This is a genomic window from Nonomuraea sp. NPDC003201, assembly GCF_053590415.1.
In genome coordinates, this window is the sequence record NZ_JBSFTC010000002.1 from 91372 (window position 1) to 111852 (window position 20481).

Annotated in this window: 22 protein-coding genes and 1 tRNA gene; 17 read left to right on the plus strand and 6 right to left on the minus strand. The window is 69.3% G+C overall.

Going from position 1 to position 20481, the window contains the following annotated elements; genetic code table 11:
• The first annotated feature begins 21 nt into the window (after window positions 1-21).
• The 4 genes from ACWDX9_RS02040 (at window position 22) to ACWDX9_RS02055 (ending at window position 1597) form a co-directional block, all read left to right on the plus strand.
• Entirely contained in the window at window positions 22-534 is a 513-nt protein-coding gene (locus ACWDX9_RS02040; protein ID WP_449947903.1) for a tRNA adenosine deaminase-associated protein, read from the plus strand.
• Between the two features lie 17 nt (window positions 535-551).
• Window positions 552-1028: a tRNA adenosine deaminase-associated protein gene (locus tag ACWDX9_RS02045; protein ID WP_449947905.1), complete on the plus strand. Its 477-nt coding sequence runs from the start codon at window positions 552-554 to the stop codon at window positions 1026-1028.
• A 31-nt stretch (window positions 1029-1059) separates the two neighbouring features.
• On the plus strand, window positions 1060-1497 hold the full coding sequence (gene tadA, locus ACWDX9_RS02050) for a tRNA adenosine(34) deaminase TadA (RefSeq protein ID WP_449948061.1): 438 nt from the start codon (window positions 1060-1062) through the stop codon (window positions 1495-1497).
• Between the two features lie 10 nt (window positions 1498-1507).
• Window positions 1508-1597: transfer RNA gene (locus ACWDX9_RS02055), tRNA-Ser, on the plus strand.
• A gap of 33 nt (window positions 1598-1630) precedes the next feature.
• On the opposite strand, the gene ACWDX9_RS02060 is transcribed toward ACWDX9_RS02055, so the two are convergent.
• A complete protein-coding gene (locus tag ACWDX9_RS02060; protein ID WP_449947908.1) occupies window positions 1631-2824 on the minus strand; it encodes an IS481 family transposase in 1194 nt (397 codons plus the stop codon).
• 777 nt (window positions 2825-3601) lie between these two features.
• Between ACWDX9_RS02060 and ACWDX9_RS02065 the strand changes: the two genes are divergently transcribed.
• The 10 genes from ACWDX9_RS02065 (at window position 3602) to ACWDX9_RS02110 (ending at window position 13179) form a co-directional block, all read left to right on the plus strand.
• Complete coding sequence (locus tag ACWDX9_RS02065; protein WP_449947910.1) at window positions 3602-4663, plus strand: sugar ABC transporter substrate-binding protein; 1062 nt, start codon at window positions 3602-3604, stop codon at window positions 4661-4663.
• Between the two features lie 31 nt (window positions 4664-4694).
• On the plus strand, window positions 4695-6257 hold the full coding sequence (locus tag ACWDX9_RS02070; RefSeq protein ID WP_449947913.1) for a sugar ABC transporter ATP-binding protein: 1563 nt from the start codon (window positions 4695-4697) through the stop codon (window positions 6255-6257).
• Window positions 6250-7293 carry an ABC transporter permease gene (locus ACWDX9_RS02075; protein WP_449947916.1) on the plus strand — a complete coding sequence of 348 codons (1044 nt, stop codon included), beginning with the start codon at window positions 6250-6252 and terminating at the stop codon, window positions 7291-7293. Before ACWDX9_RS02070 ends, ACWDX9_RS02075 begins: the two co-directional genes overlap by 8 nt.
• Window positions 7294-7383: 90 nt before the next feature.
• Window positions 7384-8709, plus strand: a complete 1326-nt coding sequence (locus ACWDX9_RS02080) for an L-fuconate dehydratase (protein WP_449947917.1) — start codon at window positions 7384-7386, stop codon at window positions 8707-8709.
• Window positions 8702-8986 (plus strand): hypothetical protein, encoded by a 285-nt coding sequence (locus tag ACWDX9_RS02085; protein WP_449947920.1) that lies wholly within the window; start codon window positions 8702-8704, stop codon window positions 8984-8986. Before ACWDX9_RS02080 ends, ACWDX9_RS02085 begins: the two co-directional genes overlap by 8 nt.
• 54 nt (window positions 8987-9040) lie before the next feature.
• Complete coding sequence (locus ACWDX9_RS02090) at window positions 9041-9478, plus strand: RbsD/FucU domain-containing protein (RefSeq protein WP_449947923.1); 438 nt, start codon at window positions 9041-9043, stop codon at window positions 9476-9478.
• The gene (locus tag ACWDX9_RS02095) at window positions 9475-10518 is read left to right on the plus strand and encodes a zinc-dependent alcohol dehydrogenase (protein WP_449947926.1); all 1044 of its coding nucleotides are present in this window, start codon (window positions 9475-9477) and stop codon (window positions 10516-10518) included. The genes ACWDX9_RS02090 and ACWDX9_RS02095 overlap by 4 nt, the downstream gene beginning before the upstream one ends.
• Window positions 10515-11276 (plus strand): SDR family oxidoreductase, encoded by a 762-nt coding sequence (locus tag ACWDX9_RS02100; RefSeq protein ID WP_449947929.1) that lies wholly within the window; start codon window positions 10515-10517, stop codon window positions 11274-11276. The genes ACWDX9_RS02095 and ACWDX9_RS02100 overlap by 4 nt, the downstream gene beginning before the upstream one ends.
• A 194-nt stretch (window positions 11277-11470) precedes the next feature.
• Entirely contained in the window at window positions 11471-12484 is a 1014-nt protein-coding gene (locus ACWDX9_RS02105; protein ID WP_449947932.1) for an aldo/keto reductase, read from the plus strand.
• Window positions 12481-13179 (plus strand): FadR/GntR family transcriptional regulator, encoded by a 699-nt coding sequence (locus ACWDX9_RS02110; protein ID WP_363978925.1) that lies wholly within the window; start codon window positions 12481-12483, stop codon window positions 13177-13179. Before ACWDX9_RS02105 ends, ACWDX9_RS02110 begins: the two co-directional genes overlap by 4 nt.
• Before the next feature lie 254 nt (window positions 13180-13433).
• Here ACWDX9_RS02110 and ACWDX9_RS02115 read toward each other — a convergent pair whose 3' ends face one another.
• Genes ACWDX9_RS02115 through ypfJ (ACWDX9_RS02125) form a run of 3 tightly spaced genes read right to left on the minus strand, consistent with a single transcriptional unit; the run spans window position 13434 to window position 15627 of the window.
• Window positions 13434-13730 carry a type II toxin-antitoxin system VapB family antitoxin gene (locus ACWDX9_RS02115; RefSeq protein WP_185069514.1) on the minus strand — a complete coding sequence of 99 codons (297 nt, stop codon included), beginning with the start codon at window positions 13728-13730 and terminating at the stop codon, window positions 13434-13436.
• A 48-nt stretch (window positions 13731-13778) separates the two neighbouring features.
• Window positions 13779-14624 (minus strand): KPN_02809 family neutral zinc metallopeptidase, encoded by an 846-nt coding sequence (gene ypfJ, locus ACWDX9_RS02120; protein ID WP_350724105.1) that lies wholly within the window; start codon window positions 14622-14624, stop codon window positions 13779-13781.
• Window positions 14625-14679: 55 nt separating this feature from the next.
• Window positions 14680-15627, minus strand: a complete 948-nt coding sequence (gene ypfJ, locus ACWDX9_RS02125) for a KPN_02809 family neutral zinc metallopeptidase (protein ID WP_449947937.1) — start codon at window positions 15625-15627, stop codon at window positions 14680-14682.
• A gap of 98 nt (window positions 15628-15725) precedes the next feature.
• On the opposite strand from ypfJ (ACWDX9_RS02125), the gene ACWDX9_RS02130 reads away from it, so the two are divergent.
• Window positions 15726-16355 (plus strand): LysE family translocator, encoded by a 630-nt coding sequence (locus ACWDX9_RS02130; protein WP_364251881.1) that lies wholly within the window; start codon window positions 15726-15728, stop codon window positions 16353-16355.
• A gap of 32 nt (window positions 16356-16387) precedes the next feature.
• Here the strand turns inward: ACWDX9_RS02130 and ACWDX9_RS02135 are convergent, their stop codons facing one another.
• A complete protein-coding gene (locus tag ACWDX9_RS02135) occupies window positions 16388-17875 on the minus strand; it encodes an MFS transporter (RefSeq protein ID WP_449947940.1) in 1488 nt (495 codons plus the stop codon).
• Between the two features lie 222 nt (window positions 17876-18097).
• Here ACWDX9_RS02135 and ACWDX9_RS02140 point away from each other — a divergent pair, with 222 nt between their 5' ends.
• Entirely contained in the window at window positions 18098-18469 is a 372-nt protein-coding gene (locus ACWDX9_RS02140) for a YciI family protein (RefSeq protein ID WP_449947942.1), read from the plus strand.
• The gene (locus tag ACWDX9_RS02145; RefSeq protein ID WP_449947945.1) at window positions 18466-19677 is read left to right on the plus strand and encodes an RNA polymerase sigma factor; all 1212 of its coding nucleotides are present in this window, start codon (window positions 18466-18468) and stop codon (window positions 19675-19677) included. The genes ACWDX9_RS02140 and ACWDX9_RS02145 overlap by 4 nt, the downstream gene beginning before the upstream one ends.
• Window positions 19678-19691: 14 nt before the next feature.
• Here ACWDX9_RS02145 and ACWDX9_RS02150 read toward each other — a convergent pair whose 3' ends face one another.
• Window positions 19692-20468 carry a class I SAM-dependent methyltransferase gene (locus ACWDX9_RS02150; RefSeq protein ID WP_449947948.1) on the minus strand — a complete coding sequence of 259 codons (777 nt, stop codon included), beginning with the start codon at window positions 20466-20468 and terminating at the stop codon, window positions 19692-19694.
• Between the last annotated feature and the right edge of the window lie 13 nt (window positions 20469-20481).

Below are 20481 nucleotides of genomic sequence, written 5' to 3' on the forward strand. Positions count from 1 at the left end.
AGAAGTCGGGTGGGGATGGCGATGGCAGACGAAGATGACGCTCTGGACTTCGCCATCGTGGTCTATCGCGAGGACGGGTGCTGGGATGCCGAGCTCCTGCCGGTCGTGCTCACGTCCGACCTGCAGGGGTTGGTCCACGCCCTGCGGCAGCAGCCGAGCGAGAGCGGGACGATCGGACTGGTCGCCGTGGGTGACGAGTTCTTCGTAGCTTTGCGGGTCCTGGGCGAGCGGGTGGACGTGTTCCTGTCCGACATCGCGGCCTCCTGGGACTTCCCGCTGGCCCGCCAGGTTCTCGAGTACCTCGACGTGCCGGTGCCGGACGAGGAGGAGCTCGACGAGATCCTCCAGGACGAGGAGACCGTGCTCCCCGCCGGAGATCTGTCGATCTTCGCCGATCTCGGGTTGGACGAGATGGAGCTGGGCATCCTCTCCGGCGACATCGACTTGCTGCCCGAAGATGTGCTGTCCAGCATCGCCGCGCGGCTCGGCTTCTCCGAGCCGTTCGAGCGTGCCATCGAATCGGTCTTCGGCTGACCCCCTGGAGCTCGGACATGGCGTCCAACACCTTCTCTGCGGCTTTCGTCAGGACCTCGGACGGCTGGAGCGGCGCCGAGATCGATCTGAGCGCGGCCGAGATCGTCGACGACCTCGGTGACGCGGTCACGGAGACGCTGAGCCTCTCCGGCGACGAGCTGGCCCTGCTCTGCGTCGAGGTCGAGGACGAGTGGTTCGCGATCGCCCGCTACCGGGGCGAGGAGGAGCCGCGCGTGTTCCTGTCGGACGCGCACGCGATCCTGTCCGACCCGCTCGGCGAGCTGTTCGCCGAGTTCGCCGGCGTGGCGCCCGACAAGGAGGCCAACGGCCTCGGCGTGCGCCCGGCCGGCGACTACGAGCTGCTGAGCGACCTCGGGCTCAGCTCCGAGGAGCTGCTGGAGCTGAGCATGGAGGAGGGCATGCTGCCGGCCGACATCCTGTCGGTGATCGCCGAGCGGCTGGGCTTCGCCGACGAGCTCGACCGGCTGCGGTGACCCGGCTCTCGCGGTGACGTACGAGGAGGCCATGCGCATGGCGCTGGTGGAGGCCGTCACGGCGGGGTCCAGGGGAGAGATCCCCGTGGGCGCGGTGGTGCTCGACCCGCTCGGCGAGGTCCTGTCCGCGGCGGGCAACGACCGCGAGTCCTCCGCCGACCCGACGGCCCACGCCGAGGTTCTCGCGCTCCGGGAGGCCGCCGTGCGGCGCGGGCAGTGGCGGCTGACCGGCTGCACGCTCGTCGTGACCCTGGAGCCCTGCACGATGTGCGCCGGCGCCGCCGTACTGGCCCGAGTCGACCGGATCGTGTACGGCGCGGTGGACGAGAAGGGCGGGGCCGTGGGCTCGCTCTGGGACGTCGTACGCGACCGCCGGCTCAACCATCGGCCCGAGGTCGTCATGGGAGTGTTGGCGGACGAGTGCTCGTCGGTACTAAAGCGGTTCTTCGCTACTCGCCGGATCCGGTAAGCTCATGCGCGGTGGTGTCGCCTAGTGGCCGAGGGCGCACGCCTCGAAAGCGTGTGATGGGGCAACTCATCCGTGGGTTCAAATCCCACCACCACCGCCATGTGATGTCGCAAGACATCGGAAACCCTCGAACCTACGGGTTCGGGGGTTTCGTCTTGTTGGGGTTTGCCTGGGGTTGGTAGTCGCGGGTGGGATCGAGGATCAGCTCGCGCAGGAGTTCCCCGGTGATGGCGTTGACGACGCGGACGTGCAGATCGTCGACCAGCAGAATGACGTGGGTTCGGGCGTGGGTTCGCCCGATGCCGATGTGGTGCAGCCGGCCGTCCAGGCGCAGGGTGACCACTCCCGAGGGGTCGATGCGGTCGTGACGCACTCGGGTGTGGGTGTCGGCGTCGCGGCTGCCGTCGGGCAAGGCCTTGGGAGAGGCGGCGTAGACGGCTGCCGGGGTGGCGCGGTGCGGCAGAGACCGGTGCGGGCGGTGGTGGTTGTAGGCGTCGCAGAAGCGGTCGAGAAGCGCCCGCAGAGCGGCGAGGGTGATGGGCTGGTCGGGCTGGGCGCGCAGCCAGTTCTTCATGGTCTGCTGGAAGCGCTCGACCTTGCCGCAGGTGGTGGGGTGGTTGGGGGTGGAGTTCTTCTGCCGGACGTGCAGGCGGCGCAGTTCGTGTTCGAAGGCGTTGCGGCCGCCGCGGCCGCCGGCCAGGCGGGTGGTGAAGACCATGCCGTTGTCGGTCAGTGTGGAGGCTGGGACGCCGTGGGTGGCGACGGCCTGGCGGAAGGTGTCGCGCACGATCGGCCCGGTGACGCGGGCGTGCGCGGTCACCGAGAGGGCGTAGCGGGAGTGGTCGTCCAGCCAGGACAGGATCTCGGTGTCGGTGCCGTCAGCCAGTCGGTAGTGGGTGAAGTCGGCCTGCCACATCTCGTTCGGCAGCGCGGCTTGAAAGCGGATGTAGGACGAGCGGGGACGCTTCTTCGGCTCGGACACGACCAGGCCGTGCCGCGTCAGGTAACGGCTGATCGTGGCCCGCGACACCGTCCGCCCGTGATGTCGGCGCAGGTGCCAGACGATCGTGTCCGGTCCGGCGTCCAGCCCTTGCTCGGCGAGGTCCTTGCGCAGCCGGACGATCAGCTCGACGGTGTCGGCGTCGATCGCGTTCGGCGAGGTGCGCGGCCGCCTGGAACAAGGCTCGAACGCCACCTCGCCCTCGACACGGTAGCGGGCCACCAGCTTTGACACCCAGCCCTTGGACACCCCGTAGGCGCGGGCGACCTCTGCCTGGGACCGGCCCTCGACGACAACAGCGGTGATGACAACTCTGGCCTTGGACACACCGCCCACGCTGTTGATCGCGGCAGTTGCCTATGTCCCGAGACACACTCTGTTGAAGTTTCCTATGTCCTGCGACATGGGTTTCCTATGTCCTGAACCAGCACACCACCACCACCGCCACGAGGAGGGCCTCCGACCTACGGGTCGGAGGCCCTTCGTCTGTCAAGATCATGCGGACGGATTCCCGGTGGCGGTGGTCGCTCACCTTCCGACCTGGAAGGAACGCCGGAGAATGGCATCGATCGAACCGCGCAAGGGCCTGAAGGGGCGCGTGAGCTACCGCGTCGCCTGGTAGATCGACGGCAGGCGTGAGAACGGACGCGACACTGAAGCGTGCGACTCGCACGCGATCGCCAAGCGCTTCAAGAGCCTTGTCGAACCGGTCGGTGAGAACCGCCCGGCCGGCCACCCCAAGCCCGCCCCGGCGGCCGCTACCTCGCCGCCCCGGCATCTGAGCCCGGATCCGCCACCGGCATCCATGCCGGATGGGCAGCGTCCAGCGGTCGGCAACCAGGCCCGACCAGACTCTCGGTCCTTTGCCGAAGGTTGTAGCCGGATCACATCACGCACACGTTGAAGTGGATTGATGGGATGGATCCATCCTCTCGCTCGTTGCCAGTGATGTCCATACCAGGAGCATTGCAGCAAAGTTCCCCTTGGGCTAGACAGTGCCCCGGATTCGGCCTATAAATACATCCCATCTCTTCATGTCGGTGACACACGGATGCCGCCGATATGAAACATCCCCCACTTCGGGATCAGTGCGAGGAAGCGCCGATGAGACTCACAACTGTCCTGTGCTCCACCGCCTCCGCCGTGTCCGCGCTGGTGTTGCTCAGCGCCTGCAGCAGCTCCGGCACCACGGCCACGTCGAGCGACACGCCACTGGTCGGCGTGGACTACCCACGCTCCGACACCGACTTCTGGAACTCGTACATCAAGTACACGCCCGAGTACGCCAAGGAGCTCGGCCTCACGCTCAAGACCACCAACTCGCAGAATGACGTCGCCAAGCTGACCGCCAACGCGCAGACGTTCATCAGCCAGGGTGTGAAGGGCCTGGCGATGGCTCCGCAGGACACCGCCGCCATCGCCCCGACCCTCGCGCAGCTGGAGGCGAAGAAGATCTCGGTCGTCACCGTCGACACCCGCCCCGACAGCGGCAAGGTTTACATGGTCGTCCGCGCCGACAATCGTGCCTACGGCGAGAAGGCGTGCCAGTACCTGGGCACCAAGCTGGGCGGCAAGGGCAAGGTCGTCATGCTTCAAGGCGATCTTGCCTCCATCAACGGCCGTGACCGCACCGAGGCGTTCAACGACTGCATGAAGAAGAACTACCCAGGCATCACGGTGTTGGGAGAGGCCACCAACTGGGACGGCGCCGTCGCCGCGCAGAAGCTCCAGACAGACCTGACCGCCCACCCGGACATCAAGGGCGTCTACATGCAGTCCAGCTTCGCCCTGTCCGGCACGCTCCAGGTGCTCAAGCAGAAGGGCCTGTTGGTCGGTCCCGAGGACCAGAAGCACGTGTTCGTCGTCTCGAACGACGGCATCCCCGAAGAACTCAAGTCCATCGCCGAGGGCAAGATCGACGCCACCGTCTCCCAGCCGGCCGACCTCTATGCCAAGTACGCCCTGTACTACCTGAAGGCCGCATTGGACGGGAAGACGTTCAAGCCGGGCAAGACCGACCACGACAGCACCATCGTCCAGGTCCGTGACGGCCTGCTGGAGGACCAGCTCGCAGCCCCGCTCGTCACCGCCGACGGCGGCACCTACGGCGGTGTCCCCAGCCTCAAGAGCACCGACACGTCCCTGTGGGGCAACAACCTCGGCTGAGCCTCAGAGCTCGTCAGACAAGGCGGTTGAGATGAGCGACGGGGAGCGAGCAGTCACCCCCACGCCCGCCCCGGCGCACGACGGGAGAGCCCCGGCCGGCCCTCCCGTCGTCGAGGCGACGGGCATTGTCAAACGATTCGGTCCGACGGTGGCTCTGAACGGCGCCCGGATCACCATCATGCCCAACGAGACCCACGCGCTGGTCGGCCGCAACGGCGCCGGCAAGTCGACCCTGGTGTCCGTCCTCACCGGACTTGAGGCCCCGGACGAGGGAACGGTCACCTTCGGCGGCAGCCTGGCGCCCCGGCTCGCGGACCGCGACGCCTGGCGGCAGCGGGTGGCCTGTGTTTACCAGAAGTCGACGATCATCCCCACGCTGACCGTCGCCGAGAACCTCTTCCTGAACCGGCATGAGCACGGCCGGAGCGGGCTGATCAGCTGGCAGGGCGTGCGCAGGCGGGCGCGGGAACTGCTGTCGACCTGGTCGGTGGACGTGGATCCGCAAGCTCCGGCCGGCGATCTCAGCGTGGAACAGCGGCAGTTCGTCGAGATCGCCCGTGCGCTGTCCTTCGGAGCCCGGTTCATCATCCTCGACGAACCGACCGCGCAACTCGACGGCGCGGCGATCAACCGGCTCTTCGAGCGAATACGCGATCTGCAGCGCCAGGGCGTGACCTTCCTGTTCATCAGCCACCACCTCCAGGAGATCTACGAGATCTGCGACATGGTGACGGTGTTCCGAGACGCCCAGCACATCCTGACCGCGCCGGTCGCCGAACTTCCCCGCACCGAGCTCATCGCCGCCATGACCGGCGAGGCGGCGGCCGACAGGCGCGCGGAACGGGCGAGCGCCCTCGACGTCGGCGCGACGTCGGCGCTGAGCGTCCGGGGCCTCACCGGCCAGGCCTACGAGGACGTCACCTTCAAGGTGGGCGCGGGCGAGATCGTCGGCCTGGCCGGGGCCGCCGGCAGCGGTCGCATCGAGGTCGCCGAGACCGTCGTGGGGCTGCTGGCCGCCGACGGCGGCGAGGTCGAGATCGCAGGGCGGCGGCCACAGCCGGGCAGCGTGCCCGCCGCGCTCGCCGCCGGCGCCGGGTTCGTCCCGCAGGACCGGCACCACCAGGGTTTCGTACCCGACATGTCGATCGCGGACAACGCCACGCTGTCCGTGCCCAAACGGCTCAGCCGGGGAGGGTTCCTGAGCCGCGACCGCCGGGACCAGCTCGCCGAGGGCATGATCGAGAAACTGGCGATCAAGACCTCAGGCCCCGACCTGTCGGTCTCCGCGCTGTCCGGGGGCAACCAGCAGAAGGTCGTCATGGCCCGCGCCCTCGCCGACGACCCCCGGCTGCTGGTGCTGATCAACCCGACCGCAGGCGTGGACGTGCGCTCCAAGGAGTTCCTCCTCGGCAAGGTCGAGGAGACCGCGGAAGGCGGCACCGGAGTGCTCATCGCCTCCGACGAACTCGACGACCTGCGCATGTGCGACCGGGTCCTGGTGATGTTCCAGGGCCGAGTGAGCTCAGAGATCGCCCGCGGCTGGCACGACCACGACCTAGTGGCCGCGATGGAAGGAGTGGACCTCAATGCCTGAAACCGCCCTCGCGGACACGCCCGCCCCCAAGCCCACGAAGCCCGAGGCCGGGCGGAAGGGGCTGTTCGGCGGCCGGATACCCGTGGCCAGGCTGCGCGACCTCGCCCTGGTTCCCGCGATCGTCGCGATCGCGATCGTCGGCCAGATCGTCAATCCGGTCTTCCTCCAGGGCGACAACCTGATCAATGTCCTGCAGACCATGTCCGAGATCGCCCTGCTGGTCCTCGCCCAGACGATGATCCTGATCGTCAAGAAGATGGACCTGTCTCTGGAGTCCACCATGGGCCTCGCGCCCGGCGTCGCCGCCCTGCTGGTGGTGCCGACCGGCGTCGGACCCGGCCTCGGGCTCCTCCCCGGCGCCTGGTCGATTCCCATCACGCTGGCCGTGGGTGCGCTCATCGGCGTGGTCAACGCCCTGCTGATCATCCGCTTCGGTCTCAACGGCTTCATCGTCACCCTCGGCATGCTGATCGTCCTGCGTGGCGTCCTCACCGGCATCTCCGGCGGCCAGACCTTCTTCCAACTGCCAGAGTCGATGCTCTACCTGGGCACCGCCCAGTGGTTCGGGATACCCGCCTCCATCTGGATCTGCCTGATGCTGTTCGCCGTCGCGATCGTCGTCCTGGGCTGGACCAGCTTCGGCCGCTCGCTGTACGCCATCGGCGGCAACGTCGACGCGGCGAAGGCGGCCGGTATCCGCACTGACCGGGTGCTGTGGATCGTCATCGTCACCGGCAGCCTGCTGGCCGCACTCGCCGGGCTGATGCTTTCCGGGCGTCTCGCCTCCGTCGCCTCCGCGCAGGGCAACGGTTACATCTTCACCGTGTTCGCCGCCGCCGTCATCGGCGGGATCAGCCTCAACGGCGGCAAGGGCACCATGTTCGGCGCCTTCAGCGGCATCCTGCTGCTCTTCATGATCCAGAATGTGCTCACCCTCGCAGGTGTCCCCGCCCAGTGGATCGGCGCCCTCAACGGCCTGATCATCCTGGTCGCGCTGACCATCTCCCGCATCACGGGCGGCAAGGTCCAGGAGTGAACCGGGCGGCCCCACGCCGCCGTACGCCGCCCCGTCTTTGTTCCGTCGCAGGAGGTCGTGTCGCCGCCTGCCGCCACAGGAGTTGCTGCCATGTCCTCCGCTGTGTCCGCATCCGCCCGCATCACCGCGCTCGACGTCATGGACGTCCGGTTCCCGACGTCCGAGCATCTGGACGGATCGGACGCGATGAACCCCGAACCCGACTACTCGGCCGCCTACGTCATCCTGCGCACCGACGCCGGTGACGGACTGGAGGGCCACGCCCTGGCCTTCACCACGGGCCGTGGCAACGATGTCCAGGCCGCCGCCATCGCGGCCCTGGCCCCGCACGTGGTCGGATTGTCCGTCGACGAGGTCTGCGCCGACCTCGGCAAGTTCTCCCGCTCCCTCGTCCACGACCCCCAACTGCGCTGGCTGGGCCCGGAGAAGGGCGCCATCCACATGGCCACCGGCGCCGTCGTCAACGCCGCCTGGGACCTCGCGGCCAAGCGGGCCGGCAAGCCCGTCTGGCGGTTCCTCGGCGAGATGTCGCCCGAGGATCTGGTCGCCCAGATCGACTTCCGCTGGCTGAGCGACGCCCTCACTCCAGAGGAGGCGCTTGAGATCCTGCGCCGCGCCGAACCGGGCCGCCGGCAGCGCATCGCCCACCTGCTGGAGCGCGGCTACCCCGCCTACACCACCACCCCTGGCTGGCTCGGCTACTCCGACGAGAAGCTGGCCCGCCTCGCCCGCGAGGCCGTCGCCGACGGCTTCACCCAGATCAAGCTGAAGGTCGGCGCGGACCTCGAGGACGATCTACGGCGTATGCGCACTGCTCGTCAGGCGGTGGGCGAGGGCATTCGCATCGCGGTCGATGCCAACCAGAGATGGGACGTGCAGCCCGCCATCGACTGGATGCGCGCCCTGGCCCCCTATCAGCCGTACTGGATCGAGGAGCCCACCTCCCCGGACGACATCCTCGGGCATGCCGCCGTTCGCAAGGCGGTCAGCCCCATCAAGGTCGCCACCGGCGAGCACATCGCCAACCGGGTTGTCTTCAAGCAACTCCTCCAGGCGGGCGCGGTGGACATCGTGCAAATCGACTCGGCACGGGTCGGCGGCGTCAACGAGAACATCGCGATCCTGCTGCTCGCTGCCAAGTTCGGGGTGCCGGTCTGCCCACACGCGGGCGGTGTGGGCCTGTGCGAGATGGTGCAACACCTGTCGATGTTCGACTACGTCGCCGTCTCCGGCACGGTCGAGGACCGGGTCATCGAGTACGTCGACCATCTGCACGAGCACTTCGTCGACCCGGTCCGCGTTGCGGACGGCCACTACCTCGCCCCGGCCCTGCCCGGACTCAGCGCGCAGATGCACCCGGAGTCTCTCAAGGAGTACGCCTACCCCGACGGCCCGGTCTGGACCGCCCGTGTCTGACGCCCTGCGTCTGGTCGACGCCCACCATCACGTATGGAACCTCGACCACCGCCCCCAGCCCTGGCTGGACGAGGCGGGCCACGAGCCGATCCGCCGCATCTTCGGCCTCGACGACCTGCGATCGACCGCGACCCGGCTCATCGCCGGCCGCCAGCTGCGGCACATCGTCCAAAGCGAGTCCGACCCGGAATGGCTGCAACGCCCCCCGCTGGGCCGCCACCGTCGAGGTACTCCTGAGCGGCTGTTCCGCCATCGAGACCGACGCCGTGCTCGCTGACACTGCGACCACCTTCTACGGCCTGACATCCGCCGCCGACGGGAGGACCGCCCCATGCTCCTGACCGAACTGCTGCACCCGGGAATCCTCGAAGCCCTGGCCGGAGCCGGCCACGGCGCCCGCGTCCTGCTCGCCGACGGCCACTACCCCGCCAGCACCGCCACCGGCGAGCGGGCCAGGACGGTCCACCTCAACCTGGCCCCCGGCCTGCTGGACGTCACCGTCGTGCTCGACGTCCTGCTGCGGGCCCTGCCCGTCGAGTCGGCCCAGGTGATGGTGCCCCCCGAGGGTGCACCGGAGCCGCCGGCCATCACCGAGTACCGCTCGAAGCTGGCGCCCGTCCCGGTCGAGAAACTCGGCCGCTTCGAGTTCTACGACGCCGCCCGCTCACCCGACCTGGCGCTGGCGATCGTCACCGCCGACATCCGTACCTACGCGAACCTGCTGCTGACCATCGGCGTTCGCACTGAAAGGACCGTGACAACACGATGACCCTCGCCGTCCGTTACACGGCTGCCCGAACCCTGGACACGGCGCCCGTCGAACCCACCTCCCCCGGACCGGGTGAGGTCGAGCTGGCCCCCGCCTACGTCGGCATCTGCGGCACCGATCTACACATCTTCCACGGTGACATGGACGCCCGGGTCAGCACACCCGCGGTCCTGGGGCACGAGATGTCCGGCCGTGTGCTCCGTGTCGGGCCGGACGTCGAAGGCTGGCGGCCCGGCGACGCGGTCACCGTGATGCCGCTGCGCTGGGACGACAGCTGCCCCGCCTGCCGCGCGGGCAACCGGCACATCTGCCAGCACCTGGATTTCATCGGTATCGACTCCCCGGGCGCGATGCAGCAGCGCTGGATCGTGCCCGCCGCCACCCTCGTACGGCTGCCCGACTCGCTCCCCCTGGACCGCGCAGCGCTCGTCGAACCCACTGCGGTGGCGGTACACGACGTCGCCCGGGCCCGAGTGCGGGACGGCGAGCGGGTGGTCGTCGTGGGCGGCGGACCCATCGGCATCCTGATCGCGCTGGTCGCGCGCGCCACCGGTGCCGAAGTCCGCGTGGTGGAGCTGAGCGGCCACCGGCGGATCCTGGCGCAGAAGTTGGGGCTGACCGCCTGGAACCCGGCTGCCGAGGACGTGCCCGAACTGGTCCGGCAGTGGACCGGCGACGCGGGCGCGGATGTCGCATTCGAGGTCTCCGGCGCGGCAGGCGGTGTGGACACCGCGGTCCAGGTGCTGGGCGTACGCGGCCGGCTGTGCCTCGTGGCCATCCACCCCCGGCCTCGAGAGGTCGACCTGCATCGGTTCTTCTGGCGCGAACTGACCCTCATCGGCGCAAGGCTGTACGACCGTTCAGACTTCGAGAAGGCGGTCACGCTGGTTGCCGACGCCACCATCCCCGCCGAGCAGCTGATCAGCAAGGTGGTACCACTCACCCAGGCGCCCGCCGCGTTCGAAGCGCTCGAGGCGGGTGGCGACGTCATGAAGATCCTCGTGGACTGCACCGACGACGCACAGGGAGCAGCCGTATGACTGCCTTCGACCTCACGGGAAGACTTGCCGTTGTCACCGGCGCCCGGCGCGGCATCGGCCGGGCCATGGCCCGGGCGCTGGCCGAGGCGGGCGCCGACGTCATCGGCGTCAGCGCCAACCTGGAGGAGTCCGGTAGCGCCGTCGAGAAGGACGTCCTTGCCGCAGGCCGTACCTTCGAGGCGATCCGTACCGACTTCGCCGACACCGAGGCGGTCCGGGCCCTGGCCACGGACCTCGCCGGACGTGAGCGACCGGTGGACATCCTGGTCAACAATGCGGGCACCATCCGCCGCGCCCCGACGTCCGAACACGCCGACGCCGACTGGGAGCTGGTCCTCCAGGTCAACCTCAGCGCCCAGTTCACGCTGACCAGGGCGGTGGGCGCGGCGATGGTGTCCCGAGGCTACGGGAAGATCATTTTCACGGCGTCGCTGCTCAGCTTCCAGGGCGGCATCAACGTGCCCGGCTACACCGCCGCCAAGCACGGTGTCGCCGGCCTGACCAAGGCGCTGGCCAACGAGTGGGCCCCGCACGGCGTCAACGTCAACGCCATCGCGCCCGGCTACATCGCCACCGACAACACTCAGGCTCTCCAGGACGATCCGGCGCGCAGCCGGGCGATCCTGGACCGCATCCCGGCCGGGCGGTGGGGCACCGCCGACGATCTCGCGGGCGCCACCGTGTTCCTGGCCTCCGACGCCGCCGCCTACGTGCACGGCACCGTCCTCCCCGTCGACGGCGGATGGCTGGGCCGATGACCGTCGGCGCCGGCACCGTGCTCTCCCCCGAGCAGGTGGAGCGGGCCGTGGCGCCCACACCATGACCACCCCCGGTGACATCTCCATGGTGTCGCTCGCCGAGGTCGAGGCGCTCATGGCGGGCGTCCCGGCCGCGGTCAGACGCTGACGCGCCGGCCGGCGGCCGCCCGACTCGCACTCCCAAGGAGCACACCTTGCGACACCGGAAGATCACGAACACCTCTGTCGAGCTCAGCGAACTCGGCTTCGGGGCCTCCGTCATAGGCAATCTCCACCGCGTCACACCGGCCCTCGACGCGGCAGCCGCGGTCGAAGCGGCCTGGGACGCAGGCATCCGGTACTTCGACACAGCACCCCACTACGGCCTGGGCCTGTCCGAGTACCGCCTGGGCGCCGCGTTGCGGGACCGTCCGCGGAACGAGTACGTCATATCCTCCAAAGTGGGCCGTCTGCTGGTGCCCAACGAGCGGTCGCGCGGGGTCGACGACGAGGGTTTCGTCGTCCGGGACGACCTGTGCAGGCAATGGGACTTCAGCCGGGACGGGGTACTGCGCTCCATCGAGGCGACACTGGAGCGCACGGGCCTCGACCGCCTGGACGTCGTCTACCTGCACGACCCCGACGACCACTGGAGGCAGGCCGCCGAGGAGGCCATGCCCGTCCTGGCGGAACTACGCGGCCAAGGGGTGATCGGCGCCATCGGCGCCGGCATGAACCAGTCAGCCATGCTCGCCCGCTTCCTGCGTGACACCGCCGCCGACGTGGTGATGCTCGCCGGCCGCTACACGCTCCTCGACCAGTCGGCATTGGACGACGTCCTGCCCGCCGCTCAGGAACTGGGCAAAAGTGTGGTGGCGGTCGGTGTGTTCAATTCGGGACTGCTCTCCCTCGACCGGCCCGCCGAGGGCATGAAGTACGACTACCGGGACGCGCCGCCTGCCCTGGTCGCCCGTGCCCTGGCGATCGCCGAGGTCTGCGTGGCGCACGGCACGACTCTCCCGGCAGCGGCGATTGCCTTTCCGTACACCCATCCCCATATCATCAACGTCACCCTGGGCATGCGGAATGCTGAGCAGGTCGCGCGGAACGCGGAACTCCACCGTCGGCACATCCCCGAAGGCCTTTGGGAGGATCTTCGCGCCCAAGGATTGATCAGATCGGACGTGCCCGCCGAGAAAGGGCACCAGAGGAGTTCGCATTGTCTTTGACCGACAAGGCCATTGAGCAGATCCGTGAGCTGATCCGCACCGGAGCCCTGCCGCCGGGTTCGAAGCTTCCACCGGAACCGGACCTGGCCGCTCAACTGGGCCTGTCCCGCAACCTCGCACGGGAAGCGGTCAAGGCACTGGCCGTCGCGCGAGTCCTGGAGATCCGGCGGGGGGACGGCACGTACGTGACCAGCCTGCAGCCGAGTCTGCTCTTCGAAGGTCTCGGCGGGGCTGTGGAGCTGCTGCAGGGCGACTCGGCCGCCCTGCAGGATCTGATGGAGGTACGTCGGCTCCTCGAACCGGTCGCCACAGCACTGGCCGCAATCCGGATCTCCGACGAACAACTCGCCGAGGTGCAACAGCACTTGGACGCCATGCGTGAGGCCCGCGACGACGTCGAGCGGCTCAACGCCCACGACGCGGCCTTCCACCGTGCCGTCGTCTCAGCCACGGGCAACGACACGCTGCTCACCCTCCTGGAGGCCATCTCCGGCCGTACGTTGCGCGCCCGCATCTGGCGTGGCCTCGTTGACGCCGAGGCTGCGGGCCGCACCCTCGCCGAGCACGAGGCGATCTTCACGGCCCTGTCCACCCGTGACGCCGCTCTCAGCCAGGCCGCTGCACTGCTGCACGTCAGTAGCACCGAACGGGGATTGAGGGAATACCTGCGCACCACCGAATCCCTCCCCCGCTGAGCGCCTACGGCGCACGGCACCGGAACCTGACCGACGTGGCCATGAACCACGACGAGCGGCGCGCCCACAGCGCAGGCGGCAAGATCATGGGGGCATGGACTGTCCGGCGGGGTCCACGCCCGTCCGGAGGAATCCGGAGACGTCCGCCCCTACCAGAGTGTGAGGAGCATCACAGGCCCAGAGTCTTTCCAACATCATTTATGGAGCGCATGCGAAAAAGGAGCCGCGAATCCCGCGACTCCCTTTTTCCTTTCTCAGTTGGGCAGCTCAAGGACCCTGGCGTGCAGGATCGATCTTTGGTGCAGGGCCGCGCGCAACGCGCGGTGCAGACCGTCCTCCAGATAGAGCTCGCCCTGCCACTGCACCACGTGCGGGAAAAGGTCGCCGTAGAACGTGGAGTCGGCGGCGAGCAGCGAATGCAGGTCCAGTACGGCCTTCGTGGTGATCAACGAGTCGAGCCGGACCTGCCGTGGAGGGATCTGCGCCCACTCTCGGTTAGAGAGACCGTGGTCGGGATAAGGGCGTCCGTCGCCGACAAGCTTGAAGATCACCCCCCCGATTTTAGGAGAGAATCCGATTCCTTGCGTTGTCCGGGAGCGTCAGCGCAGGTCGCCCGGTTCGCAGGAGTCGGCTGTGCCCTTTTCGTAGCCGCGTTGGAAGGCGTTGACGCGTTGCTTCGAGCTGCCGTGTGTGAACGATTCAGGATCGATTCTGCCTTGGGTGCGTTGCTGGATTCTGTCGTCGCCGACCGCGGCGGCGGCGTCCAGGGCCTCGGAGATATCCGTCCGGGTGAACGGCTTCTCGTAGAAGCCCGTCTTGACCGCGTTGTGCGCCCAGACGCCGGCGTAGCAGTCCGCCTGGAGTTCGGTGGAGACGGAGGAGCCGCCCGTGTCGAGCGCGCCGAGCAGGTCCTGCACGTGGTGGCCGTACTCGTGGGCGATCACGTATGCCTGCGCGAACGGGCCGCCCTTGGCGCCGAACTGGGTGTGGAGCTGGTCGAAGAAGCTCAGGTCGAGGTAGACGCGCTGGTCGCCGGGGCAGTAGAAGGGGCCGACCGCCGAGCTGGCCGTGCCGCAGCTCGTACGTAAGCGACCGGAGTAGAGGATGGTCTTCGCCGCCCGATATCCCGAAATTTCCTGCTTCCAGTAGTCCTGGATGCTGTTGACCACGCCCACCACCCGGCACCGCTCCGACTGGTCGGCGTCCTTGCCCGTCCGGCACTGCCCGGACAGGTTGGACGGGGACCGCCGCTGGGCGGGCTCGGCGCCGCCGCCTCCGCCCACGTTGTTCAGCACGACGACCAGCACGAGCACGATCAGGCTGACGATGCCGCCACCGCCGATGATCATGCCGCCGGGGAAGCCGCCGCCGCCACCGCCCGAATAACCGCCGCCGGCATCCTCCACCTGCGAGGAGTCGAGCTCGACGTCGTCCCTGAAGTCCATGCTGACGTCCCTTCTGGTGGTGCCGCCCGCATGACAGCTTCCCCACAGAGCCGTATCAAATACCTCCGGAGAACGTGTCGCACCGCTTGGGGTCCCCGTTGTCGTACCCGACGCTGAACCAGCTCTCCCGCTGCCGCGACGTGCCGTGGGTGAAGGCGTCGGGGGTCACCCGGCCCTGCGTGCGGCGCTGGATGCTGTCGTCGCCGACCGCCGCGGCCGCGCTGAGCGCCTGGTCGATGTCCGTCTGGGAGAACGGCTCCCGGAAGAAGCCGGTCTTGACCGCGTTGTGCGCCCAGACTCCCGCGTAGCAGTCGGCCTGCAGTTCCAGCCGCACCGACGGGCTGCCGGCGCCGGGCCTGCTGCCGGGGCCGACCCTGTTCATGGTGCCGAGCAGGTTCTGGACGTGGTGGCCGTACTCGTGGGCGACGACGTAGGCCTGCGCGAACGGACCGCCCTCGGCACCGAAGTCGCGCTGGAGCGCGTTGAAGAACGACAGGTCCAGGTAGACCTTGCGATCGACGGGGCAGTAGAACGGGCCCACGGCGGCGTCGGCCGTGCCGCAGCCGGTGTTGACCGCGTTGGAGAACAGCACGGTCCTGGCGGGCTTGTACGTGCGCCCGCGCTCCTGGAGCGCCTGCCGCCAGTACGTCTGGATGCTGTTGACCGTGCCGACGACGCGGCAGTCCTCGGACTGCTCGGCATCGACGCCGGTCCGGCACCGCGCCGCCAGATTGCCGGTCTGGGCGGGCATGGCCGGGGCGCTCGGCTGCCGCCCGCCGCCCTGCGGCCCGCCTCCCTGGCCGCTGAACGGCGAGGGGATGATCCCGAACAGGAACAGCCCGGCCGCCGCCAGGATGAGCAGCAGGCAGCCGCCGCAGCCGCCGCGGCCGCCGATGGGCAACATGCACCCGCCCGGCATCCCGCCCCCGCCCGGCTGCGGACCCGAGGCCCGTACGTCCTCGACCTGCGACGGATCGAGTTGCGCGTCGTCGTCGAACTGCATGCCTCCCTACTCCCCAGCAACGGGTCGAATACGCAGCGCGACATACTGGGATGCGCGCGACCGGATATGTCCGCTAATCTGCCGATATGACGGCTGGCTTGATCGGAATCGCGCTGGTGTCGCTGGGCATGGTTCTCACGCCCGGGCCGAACATGGTCTATCTGATCTCACGATCGATCTCCCAGGGCCGCCGGGCCGGCCTGATCTCCCTCACCGGGGTCTTCCTCGGCTTCACGCTCTACCTGACCGCGACGTGCCTGGGGCTGACGGCGGTCTTCGCGTACGTACCGGCCGCCTACACGGCACTCAAGCTCGCCGGCGCCGGGTACCTGCTCTGGCTGGCCTGGAACGCCGTCAAGCCGGGCGGCACCTCGGCCTTCCAGCCGCGCACGCTCACCCCCGAACCCCCGCGCAAGCTGTTCGGCATGGGCCTGCTGACCTGCCTGCTCAACCCCAAGATCGCCATCCTGTACCTGTCGCTGCTCCCGCAGTTCATCGACCCTTCGATGGGCCACGTACTGCTGCAGAGCCTGGCGCTCGGCTCGGTCCAGATCGTCGTCGCCACCACGGTCAACGGCCTGATCGCCATCTCGGCCGGCGCGCTGGCCGCCTTCCTGGGCAGCCGCCCCCTCTGGCTCCGCGTCCAGCGCTACGTCACCGGCACGATCCTCGGCGCCTTCGCCATCCACATGGCCACCGACCGATCGAAGGCCCTGGTGCCCGCCTAGCGTCGGCGCGGCTGACAGCGGCGATCACCGGCTCATGAGCGAGCGCCCTCGGGGAGCGGGGCCGAGGCGGCCCGGGTTGCCGGGCGCATGGCCAGGACCAGTACGGCCATCCCGGCGAAGATGACCGCGGCGACGCCGCCCGTGACGTGCAGGCCGGCCGTGAAGGCCTCCCGCGCCGCGTGCAGCAGTTCCGCGCCTTGATCGGCGGGAAGGTGCCGGCTGGCGGCGACCGCGCCGGCCAGCGAGTCGGACGTGCCGTCCATCCGGCTGCGGTAGACCACCGCGGCCACCACGCCGAGCAGCGCGAAGCCGAGCGAGCCGCCGAAGTAGTTGCCGGTCTCCGACATCGACGCCGCCGAGCCGGCGCGCTCCGGCGGCACCGATCCGACGACCAGGCCGGTGCCCAGCGCGAACAGCGGGCCGGTCCCCAGCGCCAGCACGGTGATGCCGATCATCACCAGCGGCAGGGCGCTCGGACCGTCGACGGCGACCAGCAGCAGGCTGCCCAGCGCCGACCCCACCAGCCCGCCGGCGATCGCGGTCGTCTGCTTCACCCGCCGGGCCAGCGCCGGCGCGGCCATGGTGCCGACCGCCACGCCCAGGCCCATGGGCGCGAACAGCACCGCCGACGCGACCGGCGAGAACCCCAGCACGCTCTGCAGGTACTGGGTCACCAGCAGGCCCGTGCCGGCCATGGCGATGCCGGCGAAGACCAGCGCGACGATCACGGCCGTGAGCGGCCGGTTGCGGAGCAGCCGCAGGTCCAGCAGCGGCGTCTCCAGCCGCAGCTGCCGGCGTACGAACAGCGATCCGACGACCGCGCCGACGACGAGGGCCACCGCCGGCACGACCGGCACGCTCTCGACGGTCAGCTGCTTGAGGCCGTAGACCATCAGAAGCACCGCCACGAGAGACAGCCCGACGCTGGCCGGGTCCAGCCGGCCGGCCTGGCCGCTGCGGAACTCCGGCAGCAGGACCGGCCCGGCGAGCAGCAGCAGCGCCATCGCCGGCACGGCGACCAGGAACACCGATCCCCACCAGAAGTGCTGGAGCAGGAATCCGGCGAGCACGGGTCCGAGCGCGCCGCCGGTGAACTGGCAGGTCGCCCAGATCGCGATGGCCTGCCCGCGCTGCCGTTCGTCGCGGAACATGTTGGTGATCAAGGCAAGCGTGGACGGCGCCAGGGTCGCGCCGGCGAGGCCCAGGAGCGCCCGTGCGACGATCAGCATCAGCGGGCTGACCGCGAAGGCGGCCACGACCGACAGCACCGCGAACGCCGCCGCGCCGATCATCAGCAGCCGTCGGCGGCCGATCCGGTCGCCGAGCGTCCCCATCGTGATGACCATGCCGGCCACCATGAACCCGTAGCTGTCACTGATCCACAGCTGCTCGACGTTCGTGGCACCCAGGCCGGCGCTCAGCTGGGGAAGCGCGAGGAGCAACGCCGTCATGTCCATCGCGACGAGCAATGTCGGCAGCATGAGGACGGCCAGTCCCAGCCATGCCCGGTTGACTCTCATATCCGAAAACTCCCTGTTCTCTCGACGTTTCGCCGGTTGGTCGGAGCGGTCGAGCGTTTCTTGACATCGACACGGGGGAGACCTCGCGCGACCGCCGCCACGGTGGGGCGGCGAAAAACTCATGCGAAAGTTCTGCCGGGGGATGTCAAGACGGTGGCGGCGGCTCCGACCAACCGGTCGAAGGGCCCCGGGCCGGGGCTCGCGAACCACAAGGAGGACACGATGAAGTTCCTGATCAGCCTGCACATCAATCCGGCCGTGCTGGACGCGCTGACCGACGAGGAGAAGGCGGCGATCGGCGATGGCCACGGCAGGTTCATGGAGGCGCTGAAGGAATCCGGCGAGCTGATCACCACGCAGGCGCTGGTCGACCCGTCACAGGCCGCTGTGGTGTCCGTACGCAACGGCCAGCCGGTGGTGACCGACGGCCCTTTCCTGGAGGCGAAGGAGTACCTGGGCGGCTTCTACCTGATCGACTGCGAGAACAAGGAGCGGGCGATCGAGCTGGCGACGCAGATCCCGGACACCGCGATCCAGGGTCTGGGGGTGGAGGTGCGGCAGGTGATGTTCGCTGACGGACAATTGGAGGCATGACGACATCAGCCATCGAGGACCTGCTGCGTGAGCTCACGCCGCAGGTCCTCGGCGCGTTGGTACGCCGGCACGGCCAGTTCGAGGAGTGCGAGGACGCCGTGCAGGAGGCCGTCCTCGCCGCCACCGTGCAGTGGCCGGCCGAGGGGCTGCCGGACAACCCGCGCGGCTGGCTGGTGACCGTCGCCTCCCGGCGGCTCATCGACCAGATGCGCAGCGACCATGCGCGCCGCGAGCGCGAGTCAGCCACGGCCACCGAGGTGAAGCCCGAGGACGTGCCGGACACCGACGACACGCTCGTCCTGCTGTTCCTGTGCTGCCATCCGACCCTGACCGCGGCCTCCCAGACCGCCCTGACGCTGCGGGCGGTCGGCGGCCTGACCACCGCTGAGATCGCCCGCGCGTTCCTGGTGCCGGAGGCCACGATGGCGGCCAGGATCAGCCGGGCCAAGCAGCGCATCAAGGCCGCCGGCAGCTCGTTCGGCCTGCCGGAGGGCCCGGAGCGCGAGGAGCGGCTGCAGGTCGTCCTGCACGTGCTCTACCTGATCTTCAACGAGGGCTACACCGCCTCCTCGGGCAGCGAGTTGCACCGCTCAGACCTCGCGCACGAGGCGATCCGGCTGGCCAGGATGGTGCACGCGCAACTGCCCGAGGACGGCGAGGTGACCGGGCTGCTCGCGCTGATGCTGCTGACCGACGCTCGCCGGCAGGCACGTACGACGGCGGCCGGCGACCTGATACCGCTGGACGAGCAGGACCGTACGAAGTGGGACCGGGGGCTGATCGACGAGGGCATCGAGCTGGTCAAGGCGTCGCTGGCCGGCCCGGCGCTGGGGCCCTACCAGCTGCAGGCCGCCATCGCCGCCACGCACGCCGACGCGGCCACGGCCGAGGAGACCGACTGGCCGCAGGTGCACGCTCTCTACCTGATCCTCGAACGGATCGCGCCCAACCCGATGGTCACCCTCAACCGCGCGATCGCGCTCGCCGAGACCGAGGGCCCGTCGGCCGGGCTGGCCCTGCTGTCCACGTTGGACAGCGACGAGCGGATGGCCGGGCATCACCGGCTGCTGTCCGTACGGGCGCATCTGCTGGAGAAGACCGGCGACACGGCCGGGGCGTACGAGCACTACCGGCGCGCCGCGAAGTCCACGGCCAGCCTCGCCGAGCAGCGGTACCTGGAGTCCCGGGCCGGCCGGGTGAAACCCTAGATTTCGCATGCGCTTCAGGGCCGCCTGGCGACCAGCACCTCGCTCGCCAGCTCCTGCTCCCACCGGCCTGCCGGGTTGTCGGCGAGCAACGCCTGTCGCAGCGTCTCGACGAACGCGGGCAGACGGTCGCCCAGCCTGGCGGGCGAGCTGTAGGAGTAGGAGAGCTGGAGCCCGACCAGCCCATCCACGTCCCAGACCAGCCGCCGGCTGAACACCCGGGATTCCACCCTGCCGAAGGGCGAGGCGGCCAGCACCTCGCGGTGGTGCTCGCCGGTCGCGTGGAACGAATTGGCGGCCGTGCCGATGTCGAGGCCGAACTCCTCGCACACCCGCCTCTCGACCGGCTGCCATGGTTGCGAGTCCGGCTGCCACGGCTCTCCCCGCTGCCTCGCCGGACCGACCAGCGCCACCGTGCCGCCGGCCGGTAGCAGCTCGTCCAGCTCGGTCAGCACGGACCTACGATCCATCCAGTGGAACGACCGACCCATCACCACCTGCTCGAACGGCGGCAACCCCCGCAGAACGGTCGAGTCCCCCTGCACCCAGGTGATGTTGGCGACACCCCCGGCCAGCCGCCTCCCTTCGGCGAGCATCTCCCACGCCGGATCCACCGCGAGCACCGCCCTCACCCGCCGGGCCAGCGGGATCGCGATCGTCCCCGGACCACAGCCGAGATCCAGCACCCGGCCGTCCTCGCCGAACGTCTCCGCCAGGTGCTCCATCGCCGCCCGGCCGTAGCCCGGACGGTATCTCGCGTAGTACGGCGCAGCCCCGCCGAACAGATCCTCCACGGACGGGACCCCT